The sequence below is a fragment of the Argonema galeatum A003/A1 genome, from assembly GCF_023333595.1.
Lineage (GTDB): Bacteria > Cyanobacteriota > Cyanobacteriia > Cyanobacteriales > Aerosakkonemataceae > Argonema > Argonema galeatum.
Map to the genome: position 1 here is coordinate 404,039 of NZ_JAIQZM010000001.1, position 25,940 is coordinate 429,978.

Here is a 25,940-nt window from a genome sequence, read left to right on the forward strand (position 1 = left end):
ATTTTTACCGCAGATGAAGACAGATACACGCAGATGAACGCAGATAAGAATAAGAACAGGAATTTTTTAGGTAACCGATGCGTAAGGACATGATATCATTGGTTATTGGTCATTGGTCATATCGTGTCCGGTTGCATCGTTAGTACATGAGATATCGTCAAATTGTTTGTTTTCATCGTTGGTTAAATTTTTACCGCAGATGAAGACAGATACACGCAGATGAACGCAGATAAGAATAAGAACAGGAATTTTTTAGGTAACCGTCATAGTGATTGGTCATAGCGATATCAGTGCATCCGTGTATATCAGTGTCGTGCTGTATTTGTTATTTATCAGTTAACCAAATCCAAAATCCAAAATCTAAAATCTAAAATCGCTTTCTGGATCGCCAATCATCCAGAATATCGTAGACTACGGGAACGACGATTAAGCTCAAAAGGGTTGATGTTACTAAACCGCCAGCAATAGCTATCGCCATCGGACTTCGCACCTCGGAACCCGCCCCCAAACCTAAAGCTAGGGGTATCATCCCTAAAATGGTCGAAGCGGTAGTCATCACGATCGGTCTGAGGCGCACTGGCCCTGCTCTAAGGATAGCCTCTGTCCGGTCTAAACCGGAACTGCGTAGCTGGTTGATGTAATCCACAAGCAAGATAGCATTTTTATTTGCCAAACCCAACAAGAAGACAAAGCCAATTAGGGAAATCATCCCAAAGTCGCTTTTGGTGACGAGTAGCGCTACCATTGCTCCCACCAATCCTAAAGGCAAAGACAAGCAAATAACTAGGGGATCTATCCAGCTTTTGAACAAGAAAATCAGCACGAACAAAATGCACACCGCTGACAAACTCAGAGTGGTTCCGAAGCTGGTGAATACTTCGTTGCTACGGGCGGAATCTCCTCCTAAATCCAGAGAAATACCTGGGGGTAAAACTTGATTAGCTTCCGCAACGATGATATCGGTAGCTTTTCCTATAGTTAAGTCTTGGCTGAGGTTGGCACTAATATAAGCTGTCCGTTTACTATCGCGACGTTCGATCTCAAAGACGTTACCGTCTTCATTTGTTTCACCTGCGATCGTGACATCGACGAAACCCGGTATTTTCTGGATACGAGCTTCGATCTTTTTGGCTGCATTGCTTAAGGCTTGGATATCATCGCCTAAGAGGGCAAGTTGGAGGGGTTTTTGACCACCGCCCCCGGTTTCGACGAATTGAATATCTTCTACGCTGGTGGTGACTCCCGGCAGATTGGGCAATTGCTGGCGAATTCGATCTTGTACTTCGGCGGTATTAAGTTTGCGATCGCTTTTCAGTTCTACATAGATATTGCCTCGATTCGCCTCACCTTGGCGAGAACCCACTACTGTAAATACCGTTTGCACCTCTGGAGATTTCAACACCACCTCTTCCAGTTGCTTAGCAACATCGAGAGATTCTTTCAAAGGGTCAGTCTCTACTCCGGCAGAGGATTTTAACCATTCCGGTAGATATGCAGTTGCGGATATGGGAGTCCTATAAGTAATGTTGAACTCTCCGCGATCGAGTTTGGGAATAAATCCTTTGGGAATTAGCGGAATTAGTGCTATCCCAGCAATGAAGCTAGCCACGGCTAACGCTACTACTATCATCCTGTGCTTGAGCGACCAACTCAACAAGTTCCGATAACCTTGGGCAAAATGTGACCAGCTATTATTTGCTTTGATAGCGAATTTTGAGGGTTTGGGTTTTAGCCAAAATACAGCCAAAACCGGGGATAATGTACGGGCAAGTAGCATTGAGGTGAGCATTGCTGCTGAGACGGTGATGCCGAAGGGCTTGAAAAATTGGCCGATTGTCCCACTCATCAATGCTATGGGCAGAAAAACCGCTACAGCTGTAAAAGTTGACGCCACAACTGTCAGTCCCACTTCATTGGTGGCGTGAATAGCAGCTTGACGAGGATTTTCTCCTTCATCAATGTGGCGCATGATGTTTTCCACATCAACGATCGCATCATCGATTACGCTACCGATAACTAAAGCTAAGGCTAACAGAGTGATTGTCTCCAGGTTGAAGCCGTAGATAGCCATGACGATGAACGTTCCCAAAAGGGATGTGGGAATCGCCAGTGCGGATATGAAAGTTGCTCGCCAATTCCACAAAAACGGAAATATGACTATAACTGACAGCAAAACTGCCTCAACCAAAGCATCAATGGTTGCTTGAGTAGCCGATCGAATATATTCTGCCTGAGTTGCAGCTAAGATTAATTGCACTTCAGGTAAGCCGGACTGCAAGTTAGCTACTTTTTTCTCAACCTTGGAGACTACTTCCAGGGTGTTGGCGTCGCCTTTTTTGATTACCTGGAAAGCTAAGACGTCTTCCCCGTTGAACCGCACTAATGTGTTTTGACTGGGGACTGGGGATTGGGGACTGGGGACTGGGGTTTTTCCATCTCCTACTTTTTGAGTAGCGCCCAAGAGCGTTACTTTCAGCACGCCCCGCACTTTTGCGATCGAGGGTACGATCTGCTGTTGCGCTATTGCGGTTAACTCAGCTAGATTTTTGGATGAACTTTGGATGACGTAGCTGACGGCGGCTGACTCGTTGAGGTTCAGGGGAATAACTTTGTAGGTCGATCCTTGGGGAAGAGTTAATTGCCCAAGTTTTGTTTCGACTTGACGGCTCGATTCCTCTAAGTTTGACCCAACTGGGAAGGATACGCTAATTACTGTTTGGTTGGGATAGGTGGAGGAACGCGAACCACCGACTTTTGGGATCGAGCTGAGGGACTGCTCGATCGGTTTGGTAAGTTTTGCCTCTGTTTCCAGGGGATCTGTAAAAGGCGCGGCGGCATTGACGATTACCACTGGAAAGGTAATATCGGGGAATAGAGCATACTTGAGAGAGCTGAAAGCCAGTAGCCCAGCCACTATTACCGCCATCCAAAAACTCAAGGTCAGCCACGGATGTGCGATCGCTAACCTGGAAATGTTGAAGCGTTCTCGTAGAGGTGTTTTGCGGCGATTTGGCTCGATCATGTTCTCAGAATTAGCCCACAGGTTAAGACCTTACAACCACTGCTTACTTCCCCATACTAGCTTCGTGACACTTTGTTAAGTGGAGTAGTATAGCTAGGGGCTAGGGACTAGGACAACTCCAACTCTTAGCTCTAGTCCTTCCATCCCTTACTGCGTAACCCTTTTCCCCAATCACCAATGAACATTGATGCCATTTTGGTTCCTCAAGGAGCGGAGTATAAGTCTGTTTGTCGAGGTTTAAGCCGCGTAAATGGCAGCAAACCGCCGATTTTTCCGATTCCGGTTGGTGTTAAGCCAATTATCAAATATCTGGAAGAGTGGCAAAAAGCGGGATATTTGTTTAATCATCAGCAACCTAGAGTTTTGCTGATGGGTTTGTGCGGTAGTCTGACATCCCGCTATTCTGTTGGGGATATTGTGGTTTACCGAAGTTGTGTTTATGGTTCGGATGAAAAATTGCCGGAGAAAATGTGCGATCGCACTTTCACAGACGAAATTTCCAATAATCTGAAGGAAAAAGCTTTTCTGGTCAGGGGATTGACGACCGATCGCTTAATTTATTCGGCATCTGAAAAACGCAATTTGGGAGTAATATACGATGCTGAAGTTGTTGATATGGAAGGATTTGCAGCTTTAAATGTTTTGAATAAAGCTGGCTTTGCTGTAGCAATACTCCGAGTAATTAGCGATGATTCTCAGCACGATCTACCCGATATCAATTCGGCAATAAGTGCCGATGGTTCTCTGCAATCTTTGCCTTTAGCAATAGGAATGTTACGCCAACCGATTGCTGCAACTCGCTTAATTAAAGGTTCTCTTCGTGGATTGAAAGTATTGGAAAAAACGACAACTAACTTGCTACAGATGTAGGGGCAATTCATGAATTGCCCCTACATCTGAGGGTGTTAATTTGTGGCATAAATAAATCCAAAGGATATTACCTTAAAACGGCTAGATGGGTTTTGTAGTAATCCCTGTTAGGGAATAAACTCGACCTTTCCAAGCGCCGCCTTGTCCTCGCCAGTGACGCCAAGCGGAATCTAGAGTCATGAGGGTGTAGAGAAATGCGATCGCAGGTAAGCAAAAAGACCATAAGCTCGAACAACCATATAGTTTAAGTGTAGGTAAGTATGCGATCGCCATCAGCAACCAGGTAGATAAACTTACCAGCGTAACTAACCAATTCCCCGTCAAAAGACCCACTATTGCACCAACTGGCGGAACTATATAAATTAAGGGCATTCCTATCAGCGTTCCCAGTAAAAGTAAGGGGGAATAATTTAGTTGGGTAAAAGCTGTACGCGCAACCATATCCCAGATACTAGATAAAGATGGATAAGGTCGCAAGCTACGAGTTAAGTTGGTAAGTCCTAACCAAATTTTACCTTGAGTATTTGGTTGTTGATTGTTATTGAAATTTTCTATGGGATCGTTCACCCGCCAGGGATTCAAATCCCTGGCTAATAGCTGAAGTCCTCTAAAGAGGGCTGAAAAGCTAGATTTAGTCCACTTGAGTGGACTTTCGCTATTAGCAGGGGAAAATCCCCTGCTGTTCTTGACAGCTTGTGCAAGAGCGCAATCGTCAATTAATGCTTGGCGAACTACCTCAATACCTCCCACACGATTTAAAGCTTCCCGACTAATTAAAATACAGCCACCCGCTGCTGCTGCTGTCGAATTGTTCGGATCGTTAACCCAGCGAAATGGATAAAGTTTTTGAAAGAAAAAAACAAAAGCTGGGATTAAAACTTTTTCCCAAAAACTTTCACACCTGAGCAGTACCATTAAGGAAACTAAGTCTAAATCATCTTGCTGAGACTTTGCTACTAACTGGCGAAGATTGGTGTTGTGGTGTTCGATATCCGCATCAGTAAGTAAAAAATAATCTGGTGTTGGTATTAGCGTTTCCGCATAGCGGATGCCTTGTGAGATTGCCCAAAGTTTGCCACTCCAACCTGGTGGTAGCGGTTCGCCAGAGAGAATATGTAGTTGCTGAGATTTATCTAATTCTTGAGCAACATTTTTGGCGACGTTGGCTGTATTATCGGTGCTGTTATCGTCTACCAGGACAATCTTGAAAGAGCCGGGGTAGGATTGGAGGAGGGCCGATCGCATTGTCGCGGGTAACATCTCTGCCTCATTCCTGGCTGGAATTACCGCACAAACAGAAGGCCATTTTTCCAGTTCGGTTGCTGGCACATCCAACTTCTGATCTGCTCTCCAAAACTGGCCCCGAAAACACAGCAACACTATCCAAATCACTAAAGATATAAAGGTTATGCCTAATCCAACTTCACCGATAATCATTTTAAAAGTTAATAACTTCAGCGATAATGATACAATATTATAAAAGCAAAGAATCAATCCAGAATAATTTTCTGTGCAAACCTGAATTGAAATATATAACTAATTCCATTAACAACTACCCCTTCTCTTAGCCCCCTCCCCGTTGACGGGGAGGGGGTTGGGGGGTGGGGTTCCTTGGAGCAGCTTTCAACCTGTGGGTACTTAAAATTATGCTGACCGATTTATTAAACCCCACAGCCAAATAGCAACCAACGCACCTATGATAGCAACAATAATACTAGGAATGTTTATAGCGTTGCTACCGATAAGCACGAATTTTCCCGTTTGGAATAAAGTAAATAACATCCCTCCCAGGAAAGATCCTACAACACCCAGCACAATCGTAGCGAGAATGCCACCCCCTTGAGCACCGGGATAGATCGCTTTTGCGATCGCACCAGCAATAAGACCTAAAATTACCCAAGCAATAATATTACCCATCTTTTTGACTCCTTCACTCTTTCTTACTGAAAATACCAGTATAGCAACTCAATAAAAATATTCGGCTTATCAAGAGCTAAAGTTTTTATGTTTAGTTATATTTTTTTACTTAATAAATGGTTACATTAGTTTATATAAAACAAATTGTAAAACAGATCGCTAAGAATAGGTCAGTAAAAGTACCTACTGTTAAGTGCGATCGCATATTTTAGTTCGTTACGTGGCGCTACCCGGTACGGAAATATAGTTTGTATAGTTCCATACTCGTGCATTTTGCTGACGATCGGGGGGTCATACCCCTCCATTAACAAAAGTCATCAGACAGCCCAATTCTCTCTCTTCTATTTTTTCTCGCCCCCAGATTCAACCTGGGAGCGAGGTTTAAGGAGACTCCGCCGAGCTTAAGAGTGCGTGCCATTGGCGTCAGACCCCCATTAACAAACGTTATTAGCGGTATGCTCTCCGATTCATCAGATCCCACAGCCAAATGGCAATCAATGCTCCTATGACAGCGACAAAAAGACCGGGAATACTTAAAGTGGTGGATGCCAGTTGGAAAGTTCCTGTTTGCAATAAGGTGACCAAAGTTCCGCCTATAAAAGCTCCGATCGCGCCCAGCAGAATTGTGCCGAGAATACCGCCACCTTGATAGCCGGGATAGATAGCTTTAGCGATCGCGCCAGCAAGAAGACCTAAAATTACCCAAGCAACAATATTCATAAATTTTGACTCCTTGAATGTTTATAAATCACTCTTCTACAGTAGCAACTGACCTTTAATTTACCATCTATCGAAGGATATAAGCAAATAGAAATAAAACGATATTTTATATTTTATGAAAGTAAGTTAATACCAAATAAGTAGGTGGGCGTAAATAAATTGAACTCTCAGAAACCCGGTTTCTCCAAGAAACCGGGTTTCTAAGGGCCAGGAGTTTTACGTTTATAGCAGTTGCTGTAATTCGGTAATTACCAGTTGCTAATCCAGCCCAGTTTCTGCTATAAATCGCAACTAATTGAGCATTTGGCTTGATGCTGCCTTAAGCAGATGTTGCTGAGAGTGAACGGTAAAGTATGCAAACTCAAGACAGAACTAATGTATCCAGCGTCGAGGCGGCGATCGCCGCTTCTCAGAACTACCTGCTTTCCATCCAATATCCCGATGGTTACTGGTGGGTAGAGTTAGAATCCAACGTCACCATGATGGCAGAGGTAGTGCTACTCCACAAAGTTTGGGGTACAGACAAGACAAGACCTTTGCACAAGGCAGAAACTTATCTGCGTAGAGAACAGCGATCGCACGGCGGCTGGGAACTATTCTACGGCGATGGGGGAAATCTCAGCACATCGGTGGAAGCTTACATGGCGCTGAAGTTGCTGGGCGTACCGGAAACCGATCGGGCCATGAAAAATGCACGTGATTTTATCTTAGAACGGGGCGGCATCAGCAAAACGCGCATTTTTACCAAGTTTCACCTCGCACTAATTGGCTGTTACAGCTGGCGCGGGATTCCCTCAATTCCGCCTTGGATCATGTTGTTGCCAGAATCTTTTCCCTTCACGATATACGAAATGTCCAGTTGGGCGCGGAGTAGCACTGTTCCTCTGTTGATTGTATTCGATCGCAAACCTGTTTTTATCACCGATCCAGCCATCACGTTGGACGAACTTTATGCAGAAGGCGCTGGCAATGTCAAGTTTGAATTACCCCGAAGTTCCGATTGGACAGATTTGTTTGTCATATTGGATGATGCTTTCAAATTAGCCGAAAATCTGAATTTAGTACCTTTTCGCCAAGAAGGACTGAAAGCCGCCGAAAAATGGGTTTTGGAACGGCAAGAAGAAACAGGAGATTGGGGTGGAATTATTCCCGCAATGTTAAACTCACTTTTAGGATTGCGCTGCCTAGATTATGACGTGGCAGATCCAATTGTGGAAAGAGGTTTGCAGGCACTAGATCGATTTGCGATCGAAACCGAAGATACTTATCGAATGCAGCCTTGCGTTTCCCCCGTTTGGGATACCGCTTTGGTAATGCGAAGTCTGGTTGATTCGGGAATGACACCCAATCATCCAGCCCTTGTACGTGGAGGCGAATGGTTGCTGGATAAACAGATTCTAGATTATGGCGATTGGGCAGTCAAAAACAAGCAGGGAAAACCTGGTGCTTGGGCGTTTGAATTTGTGAATCGCTTTTATCCAGATGTAGATGATTCTGCCGTTGTGGTGATGGCTTTGAATGGGGTACAGTTACCTAATGAAAAGTTGAAACAGGCTGCGATCGCACGTACCGTTGCTTGGATTGCCACTATGCAGTGTCAAGGGGGTGGTTGGGCGGCTTTCGATCTAAACAACAATGCAGATTGGCTGAACCTTTTGCCCTATGCCGATCTCAAAGCCATGATAGACCCCAACACAGCCGATGTGACTGCAAGGGTGTTGGAAATGCTGGGGAGTGGCAATTTATCAATTGACAATCACAGCCTAAGTCGCGCCTTAGATTATCTCAAAAACGAACAAGAACCGGAAGGTTGCTGGTTCGGTCGTTGGGGAGTAAATTACATCTACGGCACCAGTGGAGTTCTCGCTGCACTGTCTCTGGTTGCGCCACAGTCTCACGGCAATAATATCGATCGCGGTGCGGCTTGGCTAGTTAGCTGTCAAAATCCTGATGGTGGCTGGGGTGAAACTTGCTTTAGCTACGATAATCCGGCCCTCAAAGGACAAGGAAACAGTACAGCATCTCAGACTGCTTGGGCCATAATAGGCTTGATAGCGGCGGGTGAAGGAACGGGAAAGTTTGAAAAAGATGCGATCGATCGGGGAATCAATTATCTTTTGGCTACTCAGCAGTCAGATGGCACCTGGGATGAGGCATATTTTACCGGCACCGGCTTTCCAGGTCATTTTTATCTGAAGTATCACCTCTATCAGCAACATTTTCCGCTGACAGCTTTAGGGCGCTATCAAGCTATTTTCAGCAAATAAGAGCTTAAATATGACAATACCCTCGCCGATTCTTTGTAGGTTGGGTTTCGTGCCTCAACCCAACCTACCCTCTTAAATATGATAAACCGGGTTTCTTTTGGAAAACAGAAACCCGGTTTCTTCAAGATGGTCATAAAAAAGTACACAGCCAAAATAGAGTGGTTATTAATTCTTCACAGCGGCTTAAACATAGAAACTATATTTGTAACGCAACCGCTAAGCTGTTTCTAACCAGTCAAAAATTCTGTCTAACTGTGACAAAGTGACGAGTCCATATTGCCACAGAATCATGGGGATATGGCCTGGGCACTGTTCGCTTTGGCGTATCGCTAGAGCGATCGAGGATGCCGGGATCGCCAATTCTTCTTGTAAAAAGTTAACTAATTTAGTCTGCATAGTAGATTCCCTTGCCTGGGAGGGTTAAGATTTTCCCTCTACCAACCTATGTCAAAAATATCGTTTAAAAATTCGCCTAATAGGGTGATTTGTCACCGTCTTAGATTGTGATTCCGATCACAGTTATCTTGGTGGCGTATTATTTACTCAACAGATATAAATAAGTTTAACGGAAAATGACCATAAGTGCCGCTAATTGATTCATTTTCCGAAGATTGGCAAGACACCAGAACACCGCGATATTTTCCTGTGTAGGAATCGAGATAATAGGATTGCTTTTTGGTGTTAAATTTGATGTAAACTCCGTCTTTTTCTGAGAGTATGTTGGCGGTATTGAGGGATATTTTATAGCCCAAACCCTTTAAATAGCTTTCTAGGGCTGAGAAACCTTCAGTCGCTGTATCGGCACAAATACCTAAATTTTGGTAGTCAGACAAATTAGTGATTAGCAGTAGCGCTTCACGGACTAGGGCTTTTTCCGATACCGATTCTATAGGCTTCACTTCTGTGCAGCTGTATTGCTGAAGGATTTTTTGTGCTTGTTCGACAGTGAGATTAGTCGAGTTTTGAGTATTCATAAATTTTGATAAGTAAGTGGGTTTAAGTGAACAACCCCCTGCTAAGTCGGATTACTCCTAAGAAACACAAGGCAGAAGGCATAAGGCATAAGGCAGAGGGCAGAAGGCTTAGTTTTCACGGGATGTGGAAAACCTCTCTCCAAACCTCTCTCCTACCAGGAGAGAGGCTTTAAATTCCCCCCCCCTCGCAAGGGCGTCCGTTAGAGGCTCACTCTTGCACTCTTGAGCGGAGCCTCTGTATTCTCGCTCCCAGGTTGAACCTGGGAGCGAGATCCTGGAGGTTCTACCTCCTTCCTCTGGTACAAGATATGAGAGTACCGACTATAGCAGAACTTCCAGTCTCACAGGGAATGCCTCAGTTTAGTTGGGAAGAGGTTGACCTGAAGCTTAAGACGACGCTCCTCGACAATTGACACGGGAACTACTTTACCATCCGGCGTTGTTCTTGAGCTAGTTGTCTGGTTTTCATTTTGAATGACATCTGCCCGAACATCGCTCATAAAATTTACACCTAGCCAACTTTCCGCAGGCTTCCCGTCGATGGCGAAGTGGCTCCCAATCACCACCTCAATTGGTATTGACTCTATAATGTCTTCTCCCCAGAACGAGAAGCGAAAACGTCGTATCTTTACCTCAGCATTCCCCGGCAAAAGCAATGCCCAAAAGCCATCATAACCGTAGAAATTACCGACAATCAAGCGACCTCGATCGTGAAGTTCTAATATATTAGCTTGCTCAATTCTCAAATCTACTAGCTGTGGTGAGATCGTGAGTTGTTTTGGTAGTAAAAACCATCGTGGTTCATGGCTCTGATTGCGTAGCGTGATATTAAATACTAAATGCTTGAGAGGAGGTTTTGAGAACTGCCATTCAACGAACTCCATCTCTACAGGTGGTTGAGCGATGGGTAACTCTGATAATTCAACTATATTTATCTCTGAATTACTCGCTGTTATTATTTCTTTTCCCCAGTTAAAACCATGTAAAACCGCCTCTGAATCCTGAGCGTAGAACGTACAAATTATCAACATTATGAAGGCAGTAATTATCAAAGTAACAGCTTTCATTTATCTACAGATCGCCAAAAAAGGCGAGGGGCTAGAGGAGAAAAGAATTGGGTGAAGCAGGGATTAAAGTGAGGAATCTAGGTGATAACTCGTTCCCAAACCTGCCCAACCCGCACCGACAACAACTATCCGTTGGGTTTGCGATTCTATTGGCATGGCGCACCTTTCAATTGATTGTAGATTGGGTTGAGCGACAGCAAAACCCAACAAGTTCTTTTTTCTGGGTTGGTTACCCTTCGGTAAGGCTACGCCTACGTTACCTCAACCCAATCTACTTATGAATTGCTTTTTAATTCATTGAATTTTGCCCTGATGGTTTCTATTCGTTTGCGGTTTACTCCCAAATCCGACTGTCCGAGGCGCGAAGCAGAACGAACATGAATAACTTTTGCTGCTTCGTCTAGATAGAATTCCACATCATCAACAAATCCCATTAGCTTGGTGGCAAATTCTGCGTAAAGGTAATTGGATGTTGCGCTGATAATTTTAGTTCTCTCTTCCGACTCAATAACTTTTTTGAGTTGAGCCATTGCCTCAACGGTCGTAGAATTGTAGGTAAGCGGCTCAATTTTATGCTCAGCATCCAGGCTTTGGCTGCTGACACAATTGGGCGAACTCGGACAGTCGGCTAATTTGCCTGCTTGTACACCAATGTTGGTGGGTCTTTTTCCTGCAAACATCGTCATTCCTCCTGGAAATGCTACCGTTGCGCCCAGCCAAAAGACAGTAGCTAATAGCAACGATAACAAGATTATCACTAATAGTCTCAGAGGCGATCGCTTTTCTACTGACGATTCAACCATAAACCGCGTTCCTGTGACACAACTGGCTTATTATCTCAGAAACTCGGTTTATTTGGGAACTTCCATTAGTTAAAGTAGGGTGGGCAATGCCAACTCTACCATTGATTTTGCAGGATCGCTTCACCGCGTCGGTAAATCTCACGCGCATAGTCTGTCCAAACTCCTTGCCCCCAGTATCGAAAACAGCTTGTTTGCAGCAAAAAATTGTGCAACAATGCTTCGCGATAGCGCGATTGTGTGGTAAGAGATTCGGCCTCTGATTCCAGTAATGGATCGACTTTTTCGTGAAACAAAGCGCTGAGTTGATTCATCGGACTCAAAACATTTTCGTATCCTTTTACCCAACTGATGTGATTTGTCCAGGAAGCACCATCCATGTGAAAGTTATGGTTAGTTTGCTTCAATTCAGTAATGGCATTTGCTACTGCATCCGGGTTACAGTTTTCTGGTTTAACTCGTTGCCAAATTTGGTGTTGACCAATTGGTTGACAGGTAGGATAATCGTCGGGATTGCAACCCGCCGCCTCAATTAATTCCAAATACTCTGTACCTGTCATGGCAACGATGCCCGATTTTCCACCGTTATTTTGAGCTATTTCATGGGAAGCCCGCAAAAAAGCACCAGGAAACTCGTTCATCATCACGCCGCCGTTTTCCCCATCGCCAATTTGACTGACTATTGGTGGTACTGAAACTGATCCTAACATTTGTCTAGATAGGGTTTTTGCTTCGTAGTAGGGCTGCATTTGAGCTACCAGTTTGGTATCGGAACCTTGGGTTTTGATTAAGGCGGTGATGCTGATTTCTTCGCCTTGGGAATTGCGGGCAATTAGACGGTGAGGTAGATGTTTATATGCTAAAGATTGCCCGGTGAGAGTTTCGATTGTGTGTTCTTGGACTAATAGCCAACGATAGCCGCATTCTTTTAGCGCTTTGATAAATTCAAAAAAGGTATCTGGGTGATTGGGTAGGTGCATTTCTGGAGGAGAAAATCCCTTGACGCGAGATAGCGCTGACCAACCAAATATGGCGGCGAAATGATGTTGCCAAGCTTGGATGTGCAGTTTGATATCTGGTATCGGTGTGGAGGGAACAACTGCATGACTCCACATTGTACCAAGCCATTCTACATAAGGTTGGTAATTGGGATCGATGGTGATGCGTTTGAGATTTTCTAGGATATCGCCGCGCCCCATTTGTCGCAATCCCCACAAGAGATTGCCAGAGTAATCTAACATAACGCGAGGATTGCAACCGTTGGCGACGAGTTCTGGTATCAAATCTGCCATGCGGCTATAACAATTGGCAAATGGTGCGGCGTTGTGGTTGTCTCCTTCCTGCGGATGTTCAAACATATATTGCAGGTTGGAGATTAGTTCTCCTTTATACCCAGCGGGGATGGTAGGCTGGTGCATATGCAGCGCGATCGCAAATCCAGCTTGTACTTCGCTTAAGCGGATGTTTGTTTTGGGTAAAAATACTGGTTGGTTTTGTTGAACTACTGAGATAATTTCTTTTTCCCAGCCGGAAATATTGGGTAATCCGTCAATTAGTTCGGGTAATTGGGGTAGGGTACGCGATGGGGATGAAGTAGGCATTTGTGTGAGAAATCGATATGGGAAACATATCGAGTTTGACACAATTAAGGCTTCAGCAGTATTTTTAAATCTTGCCCCCCCAACCCCCCAAGTTTGGGGGGGGAAATCTTGCTCCCCCTCTCCCAAAGTTGGGAGAGGGGGTTGGGGGGTGAGGGCTTTCTGTCCCGGCTTAAGTTGGTAGCCGTATTTCAACCGATTCTCACTGGAAAATATCTGAAAAGTCTACCGCGCAAAGCTGCCCGCAAAGAGTTAGCCGAAGGGATATAATTACCAGTAGCACCTGCTTTAAAAAAAATTCTGCCAGACAGGAGAATCAATCATGATTTCATTGCAGGAAAATCCCCAAACCCAACCAGTCCCCAAACTGCCTGATGGCCCAAAGACCCCCAAATTTTTACAGACAATTCGCGCAATCTTTTGGCCGTTAAAATATCTAGAAAAGACGGCTAGAGAATACGGTGACATCTATACAACTGAAATTGCTGGCTTTCCTCCACAAGTGGTATTGAGTAATCCCCAGGCGATTCAAGAAATTTTTACAGCCGATCCAAAACTGTTTGAATCTGGGCCTGGAAACAAAATTTTGCAGCCTTTCTTTGGGGATTATTCCCTGTTACTGCATGATGGCGAATATCACCAGCGTCAGCGCCGACTCTTGACGCCTCCCTTTCATGGGGAACGCATGAAAGCCTACGGCGAACTTATTTGCGATATTACCGATCGCGTAATTAGCAATTGGCAGATCGGCGAAACATTTTCAGCACGTTCATCCACCCAAGAAATCTCTCTGCGAGTCATTTTACGCGCTGTTTTTGGTATTGATGAAGGCGATCGTTACGAACAACTGAAGCAACGTTTAACTGCGCTTCTGGATGTTACTGGTTCTCCTTTAAGATCCAGTTTTGTTTTTCTGCGATGGCTGCAAAAAGATTTAGGGGCGTGGAGTCCGTGGGGACGATTCGTGCGCCTAAAGCAGCAAATTAACGAACTTTTATTGACGGAAATTAACGAACGTCGCCAGAAAAATGATTTAGCTGGCGAAGACATCCTTAGTTTAATGATGTCTGCTCGCGATGAAGAAGGTCAACCGATGACGGATGCCGAATTACTTGATGAATTGATGACATTGCTGTTTGCCGGACATGAGACTACAGCTACAGCTTTGGCATGGGCATTGTACTGGGTTCATCATATACCAGAAGTACGCAAAAAGCTGATGGAAGAGTTAGTTACCCTGGGGGAAAACCCAGATCCAAATGCTATTACTAAACTTCCTTATCTGAATGCTGTCTGTTCTGAAACCCTGCGAATTTATCCGGTTGCTTTGTTTACCTTCCCCCGGATTGTGAAAGCGCCGGTACAGATAGCTGGCTATCAATTTGAGGAGGGAACGATGCTATCTCCCTGTATTTATTTAACTCACCACCGCGAGGATTTATATCCAGAACCAAAACGTTTTAAACCAGAGCGTTTTCTGGAACGTCAATTTTCGCCTTATGAGTTTTTCCCTTTTGGTGGTAGCAATCGTCGCTGTATTGGGATGGCGTTTGCGATGTTTGAAATGAAGTTGGTACTGGCTAAGATTTTATTGCGATCGCAACTTGCGCTTGCCGATAATCGCCCCGTTGTACCCGAACGTCGCGGCATTACGATGGCACCCTCTGGAGGTGTAAAATTGGTATTAACTGGTCACCGCAGTTAATCTTTCGATCTACCAAGACTTATTAGCCAAGTAGAGTGCGAAGCTTCCATGTTACATGAATTTGGTACGTTGTTGCGCTTCAGCGCTCTTTAATATAGCGCGGCATCGCAACAACATACCTGAAAAGTTTTATCATGGGCGCTCGACCGGACATGACATGACCCGCTGGTTCATCAATTCACCAGCTAATAGCGAAAGTCGGATCGATCCGACTTAAGAAAAGTTTTGTTTTTAGTCCACTTAAGTGGACTTTCGCTATTAGCCCGGAGGTTTGAACCTCCGGGCGGGCTGTTGGGAAATAATTGCTCGTTATTATTGCAAATACCATTATAATCATTAGACATCTCCAAAAAACATTGTAGAGACGTTTCATGAAACGTCTCTACAATGGTTCTAGGCAACGCACCTTTAATTTCTGGAGAGGTCTATTGTAGTGCTTCCCAATCCTCTAAAGGTGTAGCAGCTATGACCCCAACCCAATTAAATATCTCTCAATCTTCTGATTTGTACGAAACCGATTTCTATACTTGGACTGTCGAGCAAGCAAAGTTTTTGCGAGATGGTACGTGGGATAGTTTAGATATTCTGAATTTAGCTGATGAGATTGAATCTTTGGGGAAACAAGACCGCCGGGAGTTGAGGAACCGCTTAAGAGTTTTAATCGGGCATTTGCTGAAGTGGGAATATCAACCTGGTAAGCGTTCTCGGAGTTGGTCGAATACTATCTACGAACAACGTTATCAAATTAAAGAACTTATCAAAGAAAGCCCTAGCTTAAAACCTTATTTGCGCGATGCTATGGTGGAAACTTACAGCGATGCGCTGGATTTGGCTAGGCGGGAAACTTCGTTAGATGAAAGTTGTTTTCCTGAAGAATGCTGTTACAAGCTAGAACAGATACTAGAAAAAGATTTTTTTCCTGGTGAAGCAACTAAATCAGATTTAATCGATTAATGAGTGCGGTTTTCCTATCTTTGAAATAGAAAATATTTAGGTGAAAATATAGAGCGGTTTCTTGGATGGCTTCACTAATGTAACGATTGGCAGACAAGCTTTTTATTCTCCTTGATTGGGAGTAAGCAAAACATTTCTAACAGTCCGGTTAACCAAAGTGAAATAATCGTCTAATTCTTCATAATTATCTAGTTCTTTTTCTTCTTCAGCCGTAAGACCAGAATCTTTCTGTTTAGCGAGTAAAGTTTCAATCCGATTCTGTACGGTGCTAGAAGCACGAAGAATGGGCACTCCTTCCACTAACTCAATGCGAACAGCACCTTCGATAGGTAAGCTGTTGGGTAAACTATGTAGCTTTAGGGGTAAATTAGTTGTCATGGTCTTTACTTAGAAAAATGTAGATATTTAAAGGTCGGGCAACTTTTTCAAGATACTCCTTTCCCGCCAGAAGAATTTGTATTTTCTGCCCCACTTGCCCCCAGCTTCGCCTGCTGGATGAATACATAAACTTAGAGCGGGAAGGGAGTGATACCATTATAATCATTGTAGTGCTTCGCAATCCTCTAAAAGGGTAGCAGCAAGTTATTCTCTATTTCTTGCCGCACTTCGTGGCTTACATAAGCGTTATTCAGACAAGCCATCAATAACACATTTGCTTCGTAATATTTAGTGATCAATTCTGTCTGTGCCTCATCGAACTGCCAATCTTCACCAATTGGGTGATTTTCTATTATCTGAATTTTCACCTGTTCTGCCCAATCCTGACCCTCCTCTTTCACCCAATCTATTAATTTATCCTCATCTTCATCTACTTGCGCTTTCAGTTCTTCTAATCGTCTCCTTAGTTCAGGATCGATGTCGAGGTCAATTTCAAGAGCCTTATCGATAGCAAAAGCACGCACAAACACCGTCACAGTTGCAGCATCAAGAGCGCGGTAACGGGTAAAGTAAGGTTTCAATTCACGAACAATATTAAGAGCTTCCTTAAAGGAAAGGTTTACAGTTCTGCATAAGAAACTAGCACAAGTAAATATACAGAGACAATAAAAGTCAATCAGAAAGCCAAGTGTGCGCTGAGGATCGATCTTAATGTCACTATCAAGGTAAAAAGAGCGGATAGCAGCGGGCTTGTAGGAAACTTTGTCTGGAAGAGATTTTTGAATTTCAAGAGATTGCTCGTTTACCCAGTTGAGAAATTTCTGTAACTTCTCATCTCCAGCAACCAGACTATCAACCTGCTGTTTCATTAACTTTAAGAGATAATCTGCTGGACGCAGTGGCACAACTGCCAACAAGAATACTTCCTGCCAGCGTTTATCAGTTATATTCTTGACTAGATTAGAGAAAGCAATTTTAGATACTTCTGGATCGGGGCGAGTGGCAATTCTTCTGGCTGTGAAATACTCCAAAAATGTGAGATGGGAGAATGAATAAATACCTCTTGCTCGCTCTACCAGTAGTCCATGCTGAGCTTCGATAGATTTCAGCACTGCTTCACTATCTGATTCCAATTCTTCAAGATTAGTTTTGGCATCAGGAAAATTACGAATGTAATCAGTAATAAGATTCACTAAATCTGTCTTCAACAAGAAATAATCTCCATTCTCGAAAGTCTTAAGAGCAATGTAACTGAGCAAATCTCTCTTGTCTCCTAGTGATAGATTTTTGTAAACATTCTCTCGCTCAATAGCGCGGCTTGCATCCCATTTCCCAAGTAGAGTATCTATAGCTTCCTTATAAACATCATAGCGATTTCTTGAAACAAATTCACCTTTGTCGTCAAACACCAAGCATAATAATGTTAGTAACAGAGGATTCGTTGCCAGTTCTTTAATGCGTGGTTGATTGTTCAAATTTCGCCTGAATTTTTTAGCTTTTTCTTCCTTTTTTTCCTCTTTACTACACTCAAACCAATTTTCCGCAAAGGTGTCTATTTGTTTACTATCGAAGTCGGCAAGTTCAACTTCTGTAAATTCTGCAAATGTATATTTTTGTGCAGCAATCCGACAAGTCATTACAAACCGATTACGGTAATAGCGCTTGGAAAAATACTTTATTTGATCTAAAACATAGTTGCTGTTTTTTTCTTTGACTTCATCTAGTCCATCAAGTAAAACCATTGTTCTGCCTTGCTTCAATAGCTGCTCAATTTCCTCAGCTACAATTTCGTAAGGAGAAAGTTGTTCGATAATATATTCTAATAAAGTTTGCTTTTTCCCATGTTCGGGAAAATCCTTAAGGGTAATAAAAATAGGCACAATATCGCTCTGTAACTTACCCTCAATACACTGAAGGGCTAAAAATTTCAAAAAAGTTGTTTTACCTGCTCCTGGCTTACCGATTACCATTAGCTTAGAATATTTATCAACCGCTTCCACTCCTGACATTCTTCCTCCAGAAATTCCGCTTAGTCCATAGCCGTTAAACTGATTTGGATCGTTAAAACCTTGCAGCAGGTCATCAATTTCTAAGCGCAAGTTTGCAGTCGGTTTCTCCAAAATATTGACGTGAGTATAAATGTCATTTACATTAATTGGACAGGTCATAGACAGTACCCGCATCGTGCTGCATTCTACTTGGATAAACGGTTTGACCTTTTCCCGTACATTTTGGACTAGGGGATCAATATCAATGTCTTTAGGCGACTGCGATGGTGTTTCTTCAGGTGCATCATCTTCTTTGTAGACAATATCGTGCCAGTTCAGCCCCAATTTTTCACAAATTTCGACAAAGTTCAGATAGTCAATGCCTATGGCATTGAGAAATTTACGAATGGTGTCTCTCGATAATCCCATCTCGGTAGCGAAGGCATTCTGGCTGGGAAACCCGTTACGCTTGAGAGCCAGCTTAACTTGAGGAATATACTGTGGAGCGACTCTGATTGAACGCGACATAGCTTAACTTTGAACTGTCTGCTCGCATCATATCACTTTTTTACAGTCAAAGTCAGTCACAAGTCAGTCATTAATAGTCAATAAGTTAGTCATTAGCATCTTTTCTCAGTCAATAAGTTAGTCAGACTCGGCTTACACTGATAATGTGATCTTGTAGAAAAAAGCTGGCAAGAGCCGCGAACTCCCACCAGCGTAAACTACAAAACTACTATCTCTTCGACAAGCCTACATAAAATGCTAGGTAAACCGAAAGATAACCTCCTATGGTCGGAATTACGTAGCTCTTTTCAACAGCGTCAATGTTGTGAGAGCGAAGGTATCCGAAAAAGAGTTCCAAAAGCAAGCCCAAAAGCAAGCTCAAGGAAAGCACTTTATAGTGACCAACAACGAACCAGAAAAATTTGGCACATGGATCGGTGGGAATCTTCTTCACATTACCTCCATAACTGGCCAGTGTGCAAGACTGACCAAGCATGATGGGAGTTAGGCGTGTTCGGTGAAATTCGGCACTACCTAGTGACGATTCCTTGGTCAGGGTTAATGGTTGAGCAGGGAAGCCTGCTCAGCCTTATCCTTGATCGTAGATTATAGCATCGGCAGAGCTTATGGCAAGAAATTGTAAGTTTTTGGAAGTTCGCTGCCCCAAGTGTGGTAGTTTTGCGGAACGCGACTTTAACTTTACTGACCTAACCACCAAAACTAAATCCTCAGCTTGCGACTACTACATCACAATGAATGATAAGGGGGAGGTCATCGATACTGATTTCCCAGTCTATCTTCACAATAATTAATTTATCATAAATTCAGAGAATAACTAAATGAAACACACAGCCCTAAATCAGTCGAGCAAACAAGCTCAAAAGCAAGCGAGTTCAGAAAGCGCAAAAACAGTACTCGATCAACTCAATCCCGATTACCAAATAGCTTGTCACCAAATAAACACACCCACAAACTCTCTGCAATACATCAAATTTAACGAGCTTCCCGCAGAACATCAAGAAGGTATCCGCAGAGGGCTAGAATCAGTCGCAGAGGGTAACTCAATCTCAATGTCAGAATTCAAGAGTGAAAAGCAATCTTCCTAATTACCTCTCTACTTTACCTGCATTGCCGTATAATCTAAATACACCCTTCGATCAGCCACTTTAACAGCATCGTTGGGTGTTTTGGTATGTATTGTTAAACATCAGGTAGTAAAGTAAGTGCCCTATCAAGTTTCCTTTGAATACTATACAGTAGCGCCCCGACTCCGAAAGTTGGAGCAAGAAAACAGCGAAATTGCACAGCAAATCTATGATGAATTAGATAGACTAGCTGTTGAAAGAGAATATTTTAACACCAACGAGCGAGACAGACTAGAAGCATTTTTAGTGGGGAATATCCTAGTTGGTTACAATCTTTCTCATAGAAAAAAACTTATTGATGTAGTTTACATTACTGAATTACCCTAAAAACTAAACAAATTTTTGCCCTTTAGGAATTGCGATTGCCGTAGTTATTATAATATGTCTGTTTGATGATGGAAATGATGGGAAATAATGGGATGTGAAATGAGGCCCGATCGCATTTTTGCTAATCGATAGAAAAGTGCGATCGCAAATGTTTATTGGAAAAGTCGATACTTTCCCATAGCCCGCCCGGAAATCAATGATGCTGTTGGCAAATTAACGCTGTCGTCCACACCCGCCCGGAAATCAACAACACAAGTCGGTCAAATGTCAGGTAGTTTGAGATATTTTATAGCCTAGATGTGAGTCAGCGCGACGTTTATATGGAAGTATCCCAATTAAACGACTTCCATGAATAACTTTAACTGTCTGAAAAAAGCTTTAGAAATTACCGCCGGTAACCGATCAAAGTCCGATTTGGCATTTTTATGCGGTTTAATCAGGGTTTAAAAACCCTCCAAAATTAGCGATCGCACTCTGGTTAGGACTGTATAATAGAACACAATAAATTTTAACATTAGCTTGGATAAAAAACGCAGCTAGATCGCCATAAAAACGCTATTTAGCGGATAATGTATTACTAGAAAGCATACGGTAGCAAAATAAAACCAAGCTAACTTGTGAAGCGATATTGCGCTCACATTTACCTGTTTGCACTGCGGGGCATGGAAACCTGTCCGTAAGCTGACGTAGCCCAGGGTCAACATTAGACAAGGAAAAGGAAAATTATTGATATGGCCAACATATTCAAAACATCAATGACCGGCGATCAAGAGCCCATCCCCACCGGGTCAAAAGCGATCGCTTTTGCCGGTTTGGAGCTGAACGACACCGGAGATGCCTTGACCTACAGCATAACGGTTAAAGGTTTGGACTTTGGGCCTGTGTTGGGCTTAGCGCCTCAGACTCCTGACACCAAGGATGATGTCACGAGTTTGCATTTCCATAGTGCGCCGCGTGGCACCGATGGCCCCGTTGTCTTCGGTATGATTAATCCCGCTCAAGATACAGATGACCGCGCGATCGCAATTAACCCAGATGGTTCAGCAACCGTCACGGGCATCTGGGAACAAACGGATATTGCCAATCAGCCATTAAGTACTTTCGTGGCACCTTTGAAAGCCACTAACCCCGGTGCAGATACTGTTCTGTACCTGAATATCCACACCAATGCCTTTCCCAAAGGTGAAATTCGCGGCCAAGTCGCTGCCACTTCCGGCACCGTCATTCAAGGAACTGAGGGCAGCGATAATCTCACAGGTGGAATGGGAGATGACACCTTATTTGGCAAGCAGGCGAATGACAGTCTCCTTGGCAGTAACGGCGACGATTTGTTCAACGGCAACCAAGGCAGCGACACCATAAATGGGGGTTTAGGCAAGGATAGCCTCTACGGCGGTCAAGATAACGATTTCCTCTTCGGCAATGAAGATGCTGATGTCCTCTTTGGTAACTTGGGGGATGACAGTCTCGCTGGCGGTAAGGGCGACGACATCTTCAACGGCAATCAAGGCAGCGACACCATAGATGGGAATGTAGGCAACGATATTATTTACGGCGGCCAGGATAACGACCTGCTTATCGGTAGCACTGGCAGCGATTTCCTCAGTGGCGACAAGGGAAACGATACCCTTAGTGGCGTTGACGCTAGCGCTGCCAGTCCTGGGCTAGGCGAGGTAGATACCCTCATTGGCGGAGAGGGATCTGATAGATTTATACTGGCGAACACCAATGTCTTTTACTACAACGACGGCAATGATGCCGATGCTGGTCTAAATGATTACGCCCTAATTACTGACTTCAAAGCTGGTGAGGATGTAATCCAGCTGCGCGGTTCGGCAAATAACTACGTGCTGGCTATCTCTAAAGGCAGTTTACCGACAGGAACAGCCATTTTCCAGGTGTCAGCTCAGAATGAGCTGGTTGGTATTGTGCAAGGGGTTACGGATTTGAGTCTTGGAAGTAGTTCTTTTACTTTCGTTTAGGAACTACAGCAGCTTGGGAGTGGGTGAGGTACAGGTAAATTGTAGGGGCGGGTTTTGCCCTGATTCTTGTCGGTTAGCGACAAATTATCTGCCAAACCCGCCCCTACGAACACATAGAACTATCAAACGGGTGTGGTCAAAAACAGTTGGTGATAGGGACAAGGAGGACAAGGAGGACAAGGAGGACAAGGAGGACAAGGAGGACGAGGGGGACAAGGAGGACAAGGAGGACGAGGGGGACAAGGAGGACAAGGGGGACAAGGAGGACAAGGGGGACAAGGAGGACAACCAACTACTTATGACCGCACCCCTATCAAACCAAGGAAGCGACTGTGTTTTTACTCAGCACTCAGCACTTTGCTGTAGTTTTCAGGTGTGTTGATATCCGTGAGAACAACCTGATTATCAAATTCTACTTTATTAATTCCTCCGTAAAACTCTTGGACAACTTGGCGCAATCCAAATGTTTCTTCGCGAATCTTTTCTAAGTGAAGCAATGCTTTGCTGGAGAAAAATAAAGGATGTCCCAACTTACCTTTGTAAGTTGGTGCAGTAATCATTGAGTCATTGCGTATTTGTGCTTGCAGTAATGTTTGGTAAATTTCAGTTGGTCTGGGTTGGTCAACTGCTGAGATAGCCAAGACTTGACAATTTTTGGGGATGGATTGGAGTCCTGTCAAGATAGAACTGGTTTTGCCTTGGCTGGGGTCGGGATTGATGACGAAACGGGTGTCGGGGGGACAATCTTTTTTGCGATCGCAATTGTGAGGCCCAAGCACTACCACAGGTGTGATGCCAGCCAGCAGAAATTGCTCTACTTGATAGGATAGTAGAGTTTTTCCTTTTTGCCAAGGCAGGGAGGCTTTGCAAGTCCCCATGCGGCGGGAAGCGCCTGCTGATAGAATGATGGCGAAGTAGAGCGGGGGAGAATGAAAATCTGTATTCATTAAAATTAAATGTAGTTAATTAATAAAGCGTATTTGCTCTGATAAAGATCGGCCATTTCCACCGCGACGAACTTTGATTAATTCGGCACAAATACTTACAGCAATTTCTTCTGGAGTTAAAGCACCGATATCTAAACCGATGGGGGCATAAATTGATTTTAATGCACTTTCGGGATATCCTTCTTGTTGTAATTCTTGTTGTACTAAACGGATGCGCTTTAAAGATCCGATCGCACCGATATATTTTACCTTTAATTTCAATAAAATTCGCAATGCTGCTAAGTCGTGTTGCATTCCTCGCGTCACCAGCGCCACATAAAGATTTTCGGTTGGTAATTGGTAATCGGTAATCGGAAATGGTAAAATAGCAGATGCTTGGGGAAAGCGTTCTTTGGTGGCAAATTCAGCGCGATCGTCCTGTATAATAATATTAAATCCGATCGTATGGGCAATTTGCGCTAAAGGTACAGCAACGTGACCCGCGCCGATGATTAATAATGTTGGTGGCGGCAATAAAACTTCTCGAAAAGATGATTTGACCTCTCCCCCAACCCCTCTCCTGCAAGGAGAGGGGAGTAATACTCCCCCCTTCCCTTGCAGGGAAGGGGGGTCGGGGGGGTTAGGTCTGTCCTGATGCAGGTTAGTAGCCCTTTCATTTTCATTAATGTTAATTTCCAAATATGGTGGCAATTCTTGATCAAACGGCGTCACCAATATAGTAGAATTACCCGCAGATAAGATATCAATAATTCGATCTACCAACGACAGATTAGCTGTTGTCCAACGTTCCAGCCAAACTTGCATAGTACCGCCGCAAACACCCTGCGTTTCGCGATGCGGTGCGCCCGATAAATCGATTTCCACAAATTGTTTTTCGCCAGTTTCCAGGACTTCCAGCGCTTTTCGGATAACTTTCGCTTCGCCAGCGCCACCGCCAATAGTGCCGATGATAGAATTATCGGAGCAAACAATCATTTTTGCGCCAACTTCTCTGGGAACAGAACCTTTGATGCTGGTGACAGTAGCGAGAACGATGGAGGTTTGTTGGATAGCTTCAGCTAGTTCTTGGTAGAAGTCTCGCATTTGTTATTCTCAGTTACGCAATTGCCCCCCTAACCCCCCAAATCTGGGGGGGACAAGAAATTTTAATACGATATTTCATAAATCGATAGGCAGGTTATATTTACGGAGTTGTTCTTCTGCAAACTCATTAAAAGAACGAAACTCCCCTGTTACATGACCCGCTGGGGAATCAATTCCCCAGCTAATAGCGAAAGTCAGATCAATCCGACTGAAGAAAAGTTTTGTTTTCAGTCCAATAAAGTGGACTTTCGCTATTAGCCTGGGGTTTGAACCCCAGGCGGGCTGTTGGCAAATGCTACACCCCAGGCGGGCTGTTGGCAAATGGTACACTATTGTTTCCCTGCAAACCAACATCGAATTAACTCAACTTGAAAGCGATATCCTTCGCCAATTTCCTCAATTAATTCGCGTCGTAATAACAATTCAATCATACTATCTAAATTATCGTAAAACTGTCGGGATAAAACTTCTCGGCTGACTGTAACACCTTCCCCCTGTGCGGCGATGAAACGCAAGATAGCTAAACCATCTGTAGGGGCGGGTTTTGGAGAGAGATTGTTTATTTGAGACAATGGGTTATCTGCTAAACCAGATGTAGGGGCGGGTTTTGTGGAGAGATTGTTTATTTGAGACAATGGGTTATCTGCTAAACCAGATGTAGGGGCGGGTTTTGTGGAGAGATTGTTTATTTGAGACAATGGGTTATCTGCTAAACCCGCCCCTACTTGGTTAATTTGAATATCGGCAAAAAAGAAACTGCCACTGCTTAAAGCTGCTGGAACTGCTGCTTCCACGTCCGCTAAAGTTGCCAAGCGACGCACGGAGGGGTCTTGCTCGTTTTTCAGGTAGATAATTTCAGCGCACAGCAGTTGTACTAGAAACGGGTGACAGCGCGTGAGTTGCAGGACTCGCTCAACCGCATTAGGTTCGTAGCGCAGGGTAAAATCTTTTACGGGTCGCTCAATTAGCTGACGCGCTTCCGGTTCTTTCAGATAGCTGATATGCAAGACTTGCACGTTGATTAAGTAGCTAGCCCAACGCTGAAACTCTTCGATAGTATGGCTACCAGCTAGCAGCAGTTTGAAGCGGGGACGATGTTGGATGAGGTGACGCAGCATTCCCAAAACCTCTTGTTCCTCAAAGCGTCCTTTACTGATAGCGTCGTCTAGCGCCTCGAACTCATCCAAGGAAAGCAGGGCGATATTTTGGTCTAGGGTTTGTTCTACTTTATCCAGCCATTCATCAAAGCTGGTGAAAGGGTCAACGGCTAAGGTTTTGCGGGTGAGGGGTGGAAGAGTGATAGCACTTTGACGTTTGGCTGATTCTATCATCGCTCTCGCAATATTGTCGAATATGCGTTTGAGTTCTCGCTGTCGCCCGAAAAAGTAGCGCGGTTGGGTGATGCTGGAGCCAGTGAGAAAAGGCGAGGGTGGTAGAGGTTTGATTTCTTCTTTAGAGGCAATTTGCTGCCAGTCTAAGCCCAGCTTTTCGCTAATTTCGACCAAATTACGATAATCAACGGGTTTGGCATTGAGAAATTTTCTAATGGTATCTATAGAGAGTCCTAACTCAGTCGCCAAAGCATTTTGGCTGGGAAAGCTGTTACGCTGGACAGCCTCTTTTACTTTAAAGATATACTCTGGGGCAACTTTGAGCGATCGGGCCATAAAAAATCAGCGAAAATTCCTC

21 protein-coding genes are annotated in these 25,940 nt (G+C 44.0%); 7 read left to right on the forward strand and 14 right to left on the reverse strand.

Annotated features, from left to right (window positions below; translation table 11 throughout):
- Positions 1 to 367 precede the first annotated feature (367 nt).
- Complete coding sequence (locus tag LAY41_RS01995; protein ID WP_249093530.1) at positions 368 to 3,022, reverse strand: efflux RND transporter permease subunit; 2,655 nt, start codon at positions 3,020 to 3,022, stop codon at positions 368 to 370.
- A gap of 177 nt (positions 3,023 to 3,199) precedes the next feature.
- Here LAY41_RS01995 and LAY41_RS02000 point away from each other — a divergent pair, with 177 nt between their 5' ends.
- Positions 3,200 to 3,892, forward strand: coding sequence for a phosphorylase family protein (locus LAY41_RS02000; RefSeq protein ID WP_249093532.1), 693 nt, complete (start codon positions 3,200 to 3,202; stop codon positions 3,890 to 3,892).
- 81 nt (positions 3,893 to 3,973) lie between these two features.
- Here the strand turns inward: LAY41_RS02000 and LAY41_RS02005 are convergent, their stop codons facing one another.
- The 3 genes from LAY41_RS02005 to LAY41_RS02015 all read right to left on the reverse strand — a co-directional run bounded on the left by LAY41_RS02005 (position 3,974) and on the right by LAY41_RS02015 (position 6,529).
- Entirely contained in the window at positions 3,974 to 5,329 is a 1,356-nt protein-coding gene (locus LAY41_RS02005; protein ID WP_249093534.1) for a glycosyltransferase, read from the reverse strand.
- A gap of 207 nt (positions 5,330 to 5,536) precedes the next feature.
- Positions 5,537 to 5,809 carry a GlsB/YeaQ/YmgE family stress response membrane protein gene (locus LAY41_RS02010; RefSeq protein ID WP_249093536.1) on the reverse strand — a complete coding sequence of 91 codons (273 nt, stop codon included), beginning with the start codon at positions 5,807 to 5,809 and terminating at the stop codon, positions 5,537 to 5,539.
- A 447-nt stretch (positions 5,810 to 6,256) separates the two neighbouring features.
- Positions 6,257 to 6,529 carry a GlsB/YeaQ/YmgE family stress response membrane protein gene (locus LAY41_RS02015; protein WP_249093538.1) on the reverse strand — a complete coding sequence of 91 codons (273 nt, stop codon included), beginning with the start codon at positions 6,527 to 6,529 and terminating at the stop codon, positions 6,257 to 6,259.
- A 353-nt stretch (positions 6,530 to 6,882) separates the two neighbouring features.
- On the opposite strand from LAY41_RS02015, the gene shc reads away from it, so the two are divergent.
- Positions 6,883 to 8,796: a squalene--hopene cyclase gene (shc, locus tag LAY41_RS02020; protein WP_249093540.1), complete on the forward strand. Its 1,914-nt coding sequence runs from the start codon at positions 6,883 to 6,885 to the stop codon at positions 8,794 to 8,796.
- 216 nt (positions 8,797 to 9,012) lie between these two features.
- On the opposite strand, the gene LAY41_RS02025 is transcribed toward shc, so the two are convergent.
- The 5 genes from LAY41_RS02025 to LAY41_RS02045 all read right to left on the reverse strand — a co-directional run bounded on the left by LAY41_RS02025 (position 9,013) and on the right by LAY41_RS02045 (position 13,238).
- Complete coding sequence (locus LAY41_RS02025) at positions 9,013 to 9,192, reverse strand: DUF2949 domain-containing protein (protein ID WP_249070961.1); 180 nt, start codon at positions 9,190 to 9,192, stop codon at positions 9,013 to 9,015.
- Between the two features lie 143 nt (positions 9,193 to 9,335).
- Positions 9,336 to 9,770 carry a DUF1824 family protein gene (locus LAY41_RS02030; RefSeq protein WP_249093542.1) on the reverse strand — a complete coding sequence of 145 codons (435 nt, stop codon included), beginning with the start codon at positions 9,768 to 9,770 and terminating at the stop codon, positions 9,336 to 9,338.
- A gap of 341 nt (positions 9,771 to 10,111) precedes the next feature.
- A complete protein-coding gene (locus LAY41_RS02035) occupies positions 10,112 to 10,837 on the reverse strand; it encodes a hypothetical protein (RefSeq protein ID WP_249093544.1) in 726 nt (241 codons plus the stop codon).
- A gap of 275 nt (positions 10,838 to 11,112) precedes the next feature.
- Positions 11,113 to 11,640 carry a DUF1499 domain-containing protein gene (locus tag LAY41_RS02040; RefSeq protein WP_249093546.1) on the reverse strand — a complete coding sequence of 176 codons (528 nt, stop codon included), beginning with the start codon at positions 11,638 to 11,640 and terminating at the stop codon, positions 11,113 to 11,115.
- 95 nt (positions 11,641 to 11,735) lie between these two features.
- A complete protein-coding gene (locus LAY41_RS02045) occupies positions 11,736 to 13,238 on the reverse strand; it encodes a glycosyl hydrolase family 57 (RefSeq protein ID WP_249093547.1) in 1,503 nt (500 codons plus the stop codon).
- Positions 13,239 to 13,557: 319 nt separating this feature from the next.
- Here LAY41_RS02045 and LAY41_RS02050 point away from each other — a divergent pair, with 319 nt between their 5' ends.
- Positions 13,558 to 14,940 carry a cytochrome P450 gene (locus tag LAY41_RS02050; RefSeq protein WP_249093549.1) on the forward strand — a complete coding sequence of 461 codons (1,383 nt, stop codon included), beginning with the start codon at positions 13,558 to 13,560 and terminating at the stop codon, positions 14,938 to 14,940.
- Between the two features lie 387 nt (positions 14,941 to 15,327).
- Positions 15,328 to 15,894 carry a DUF29 domain-containing protein gene (locus LAY41_RS02055; RefSeq protein ID WP_249093551.1) on the forward strand — a complete coding sequence of 189 codons (567 nt, stop codon included), beginning with the start codon at positions 15,328 to 15,330 and terminating at the stop codon, positions 15,892 to 15,894.
- A 102-nt stretch (positions 15,895 to 15,996) separates the two neighbouring features.
- Here the strand turns inward: LAY41_RS02055 and LAY41_RS02060 are convergent, their stop codons facing one another.
- Positions 15,997 to 16,272 carry a hypothetical protein gene (locus tag LAY41_RS02060; protein ID WP_249093552.1) on the reverse strand — a complete coding sequence of 92 codons (276 nt, stop codon included), beginning with the start codon at positions 16,270 to 16,272 and terminating at the stop codon, positions 15,997 to 15,999.
- Between the two features lie 185 nt (positions 16,273 to 16,457).
- Positions 16,458 to 18,788, reverse strand: a complete 2,331-nt coding sequence (locus LAY41_RS02065) for an NACHT domain-containing protein (protein ID WP_249093555.1) — start codon at positions 18,786 to 18,788, stop codon at positions 16,458 to 16,460.
- 818 nt (positions 18,789 to 19,606) lie between these two features.
- Between LAY41_RS02065 and LAY41_RS02070 the strand changes: the two genes are divergently transcribed.
- The 3 genes from LAY41_RS02070 (at position 19,607) to LAY41_RS02080 (ending at position 22,221) form a co-directional block, all read left to right on the forward strand.
- The gene (locus LAY41_RS02070; protein WP_249066863.1) at positions 19,607 to 19,873 is read left to right on the forward strand and encodes a hypothetical protein; all 267 of its coding nucleotides are present in this window, start codon (positions 19,607 to 19,609) and stop codon (positions 19,871 to 19,873) included.
- A 117-nt stretch (positions 19,874 to 19,990) separates the two neighbouring features.
- A complete protein-coding gene (locus tag LAY41_RS02075) occupies positions 19,991 to 20,239 on the forward strand; it encodes a hypothetical protein (protein ID WP_249066861.1) in 249 nt (82 codons plus the stop codon).
- A gap of 731 nt (positions 20,240 to 20,970) precedes the next feature.
- Positions 20,971 to 22,221: a CHRD domain-containing protein gene (locus tag LAY41_RS02080; protein ID WP_249093557.1), complete on the forward strand. Its 1,251-nt coding sequence runs from the start codon at positions 20,971 to 20,973 to the stop codon at positions 22,219 to 22,221.
- Positions 22,222 to 22,559: 338 nt separating this feature from the next.
- Here the strand turns inward: LAY41_RS02080 and LAY41_RS02085 are convergent, their stop codons facing one another.
- The 3 genes from LAY41_RS02085 to LAY41_RS02095 all read right to left on the reverse strand — a co-directional run bounded on the left by LAY41_RS02085 (position 22,560) and on the right by LAY41_RS02095 (position 25,918).
- Positions 22,560 to 23,168, reverse strand: a complete 609-nt coding sequence (locus LAY41_RS02085; RefSeq protein WP_249093560.1) for a nucleotidyltransferase family protein — start codon at positions 23,166 to 23,168, stop codon at positions 22,560 to 22,562.
- 15 nt (positions 23,169 to 23,183) lie between these two features.
- Positions 23,184 to 24,251 carry an XdhC family protein gene (locus tag LAY41_RS02090; RefSeq protein ID WP_249093562.1) on the reverse strand — a complete coding sequence of 356 codons (1,068 nt, stop codon included), beginning with the start codon at positions 24,249 to 24,251 and terminating at the stop codon, positions 23,184 to 23,186.
- A 329-nt stretch (positions 24,252 to 24,580) separates the two neighbouring features.
- Positions 24,581 to 25,918, reverse strand: coding sequence for a hypothetical protein (locus tag LAY41_RS02095; RefSeq protein ID WP_249093564.1), 1,338 nt, complete (start codon positions 25,916 to 25,918; stop codon positions 24,581 to 24,583).
- Positions 25,919 to 25,940: the final 22 nt, after the last annotated feature.

What these genes read in the sequence shown, in the direction of transcription:
- LAY41_RS01995 (WP_249093530.1), bottom strand. Translation starts at nt 3,022, where the DNA reads ATGATCGAGCCAAATCGCCGCAAAACACCTCTACGAGAACGCTTCAAC.
- LAY41_RS02000 (WP_249093532.1), top strand. Translation starts at nt 3,200, where the DNA reads ATGAACATTGATGCCATTTTGGTTCCTCAAGGAGCGGAGTATAAGTCT.
- LAY41_RS02005 (WP_249093534.1), bottom strand. Translation starts at nt 5,329, where the DNA reads ATGATTATCGGTGAAGTTGGATTAGGCATAACCTTTATATCTTTAGTG.
- LAY41_RS02010 (WP_249093536.1), bottom strand. Translation starts at nt 5,809, where the DNA reads ATGGGTAATATTATTGCTTGGGTAATTTTAGGTCTTATTGCTGGTGCG.
- LAY41_RS02015 (WP_249093538.1), bottom strand. Translation starts at nt 6,529, where the DNA reads ATGAATATTGTTGCTTGGGTAATTTTAGGTCTTCTTGCTGGCGCGATC.
- shc (WP_249093540.1), top strand. Translation starts at nt 6,883, where the DNA reads ATGCAAACTCAAGACAGAACTAATGTATCCAGCGTCGAGGCGGCGATC.
- LAY41_RS02025 (WP_249070961.1), bottom strand. Translation starts at nt 9,192, where the DNA reads ATGCAGACTAAATTAGTTAACTTTTTACAAGAAGAATTGGCGATCCCG.
- LAY41_RS02030 (WP_249093542.1), bottom strand. Translation starts at nt 9,770, where the DNA reads ATGAATACTCAAAACTCGACTAATCTCACTGTCGAACAAGCACAAAAA.
- LAY41_RS02035 (WP_249093544.1), bottom strand. Translation starts at nt 10,837, where the DNA reads ATGAAAGCTGTTACTTTGATAATTACTGCCTTCATAATGTTGATAATT.
- LAY41_RS02040 (WP_249093546.1), bottom strand. Translation starts at nt 11,640, where the DNA reads ATGGTTGAATCGTCAGTAGAAAAGCGATCGCCTCTGAGACTATTAGTG.
- LAY41_RS02045 (WP_249093547.1), bottom strand. Translation starts at nt 13,238, where the DNA reads ATGCCTACTTCATCCCCATCGCGTACCCTACCCCAATTACCCGAACTA.
- LAY41_RS02050 (WP_249093549.1), top strand. Translation starts at nt 13,558, where the DNA reads ATGATTTCATTGCAGGAAAATCCCCAAACCCAACCAGTCCCCAAACTG.
- LAY41_RS02055 (WP_249093551.1), top strand. Translation starts at nt 15,328, where the DNA reads ATGGTTCTAGGCAACGCACCTTTAATTTCTGGAGAGGTCTATTGTAGT.
- LAY41_RS02060 (WP_249093552.1), bottom strand. Translation starts at nt 16,272, where the DNA reads ATGACAACTAATTTACCCCTAAAGCTACATAGTTTACCCAACAGCTTA.
- LAY41_RS02065 (WP_249093555.1), bottom strand. Translation starts at nt 18,788, where the DNA reads ATGTCGCGTTCAATCAGAGTCGCTCCACAGTATATTCCTCAAGTTAAG.
- LAY41_RS02070 (WP_249066863.1), top strand. Translation starts at nt 19,607, where the DNA reads ATGAAACACACAGCCCTAAATCAGTCGAGCAAACAAGCTCAAAAGCAA.
- LAY41_RS02080 (WP_249093557.1), top strand. Translation starts at nt 20,971, where the DNA reads ATGGCCAACATATTCAAAACATCAATGACCGGCGATCAAGAGCCCATC.
- LAY41_RS02085 (WP_249093560.1), bottom strand. Translation starts at nt 23,168, where the DNA reads ATGAATACAGATTTTCATTCTCCCCCGCTCTACTTCGCCATCATTCTA.
- LAY41_RS02090 (WP_249093562.1), bottom strand. Translation starts at nt 24,251, where the DNA reads ATGCGAGACTTCTACCAAGAACTAGCTGAAGCTATCCAACAAACCTCC.
- LAY41_RS02095 (WP_249093564.1), bottom strand. Translation starts at nt 25,918, where the DNA reads ATGGCCCGATCGCTCAAAGTTGCCCCAGAGTATATCTTTAAAGTAAAA.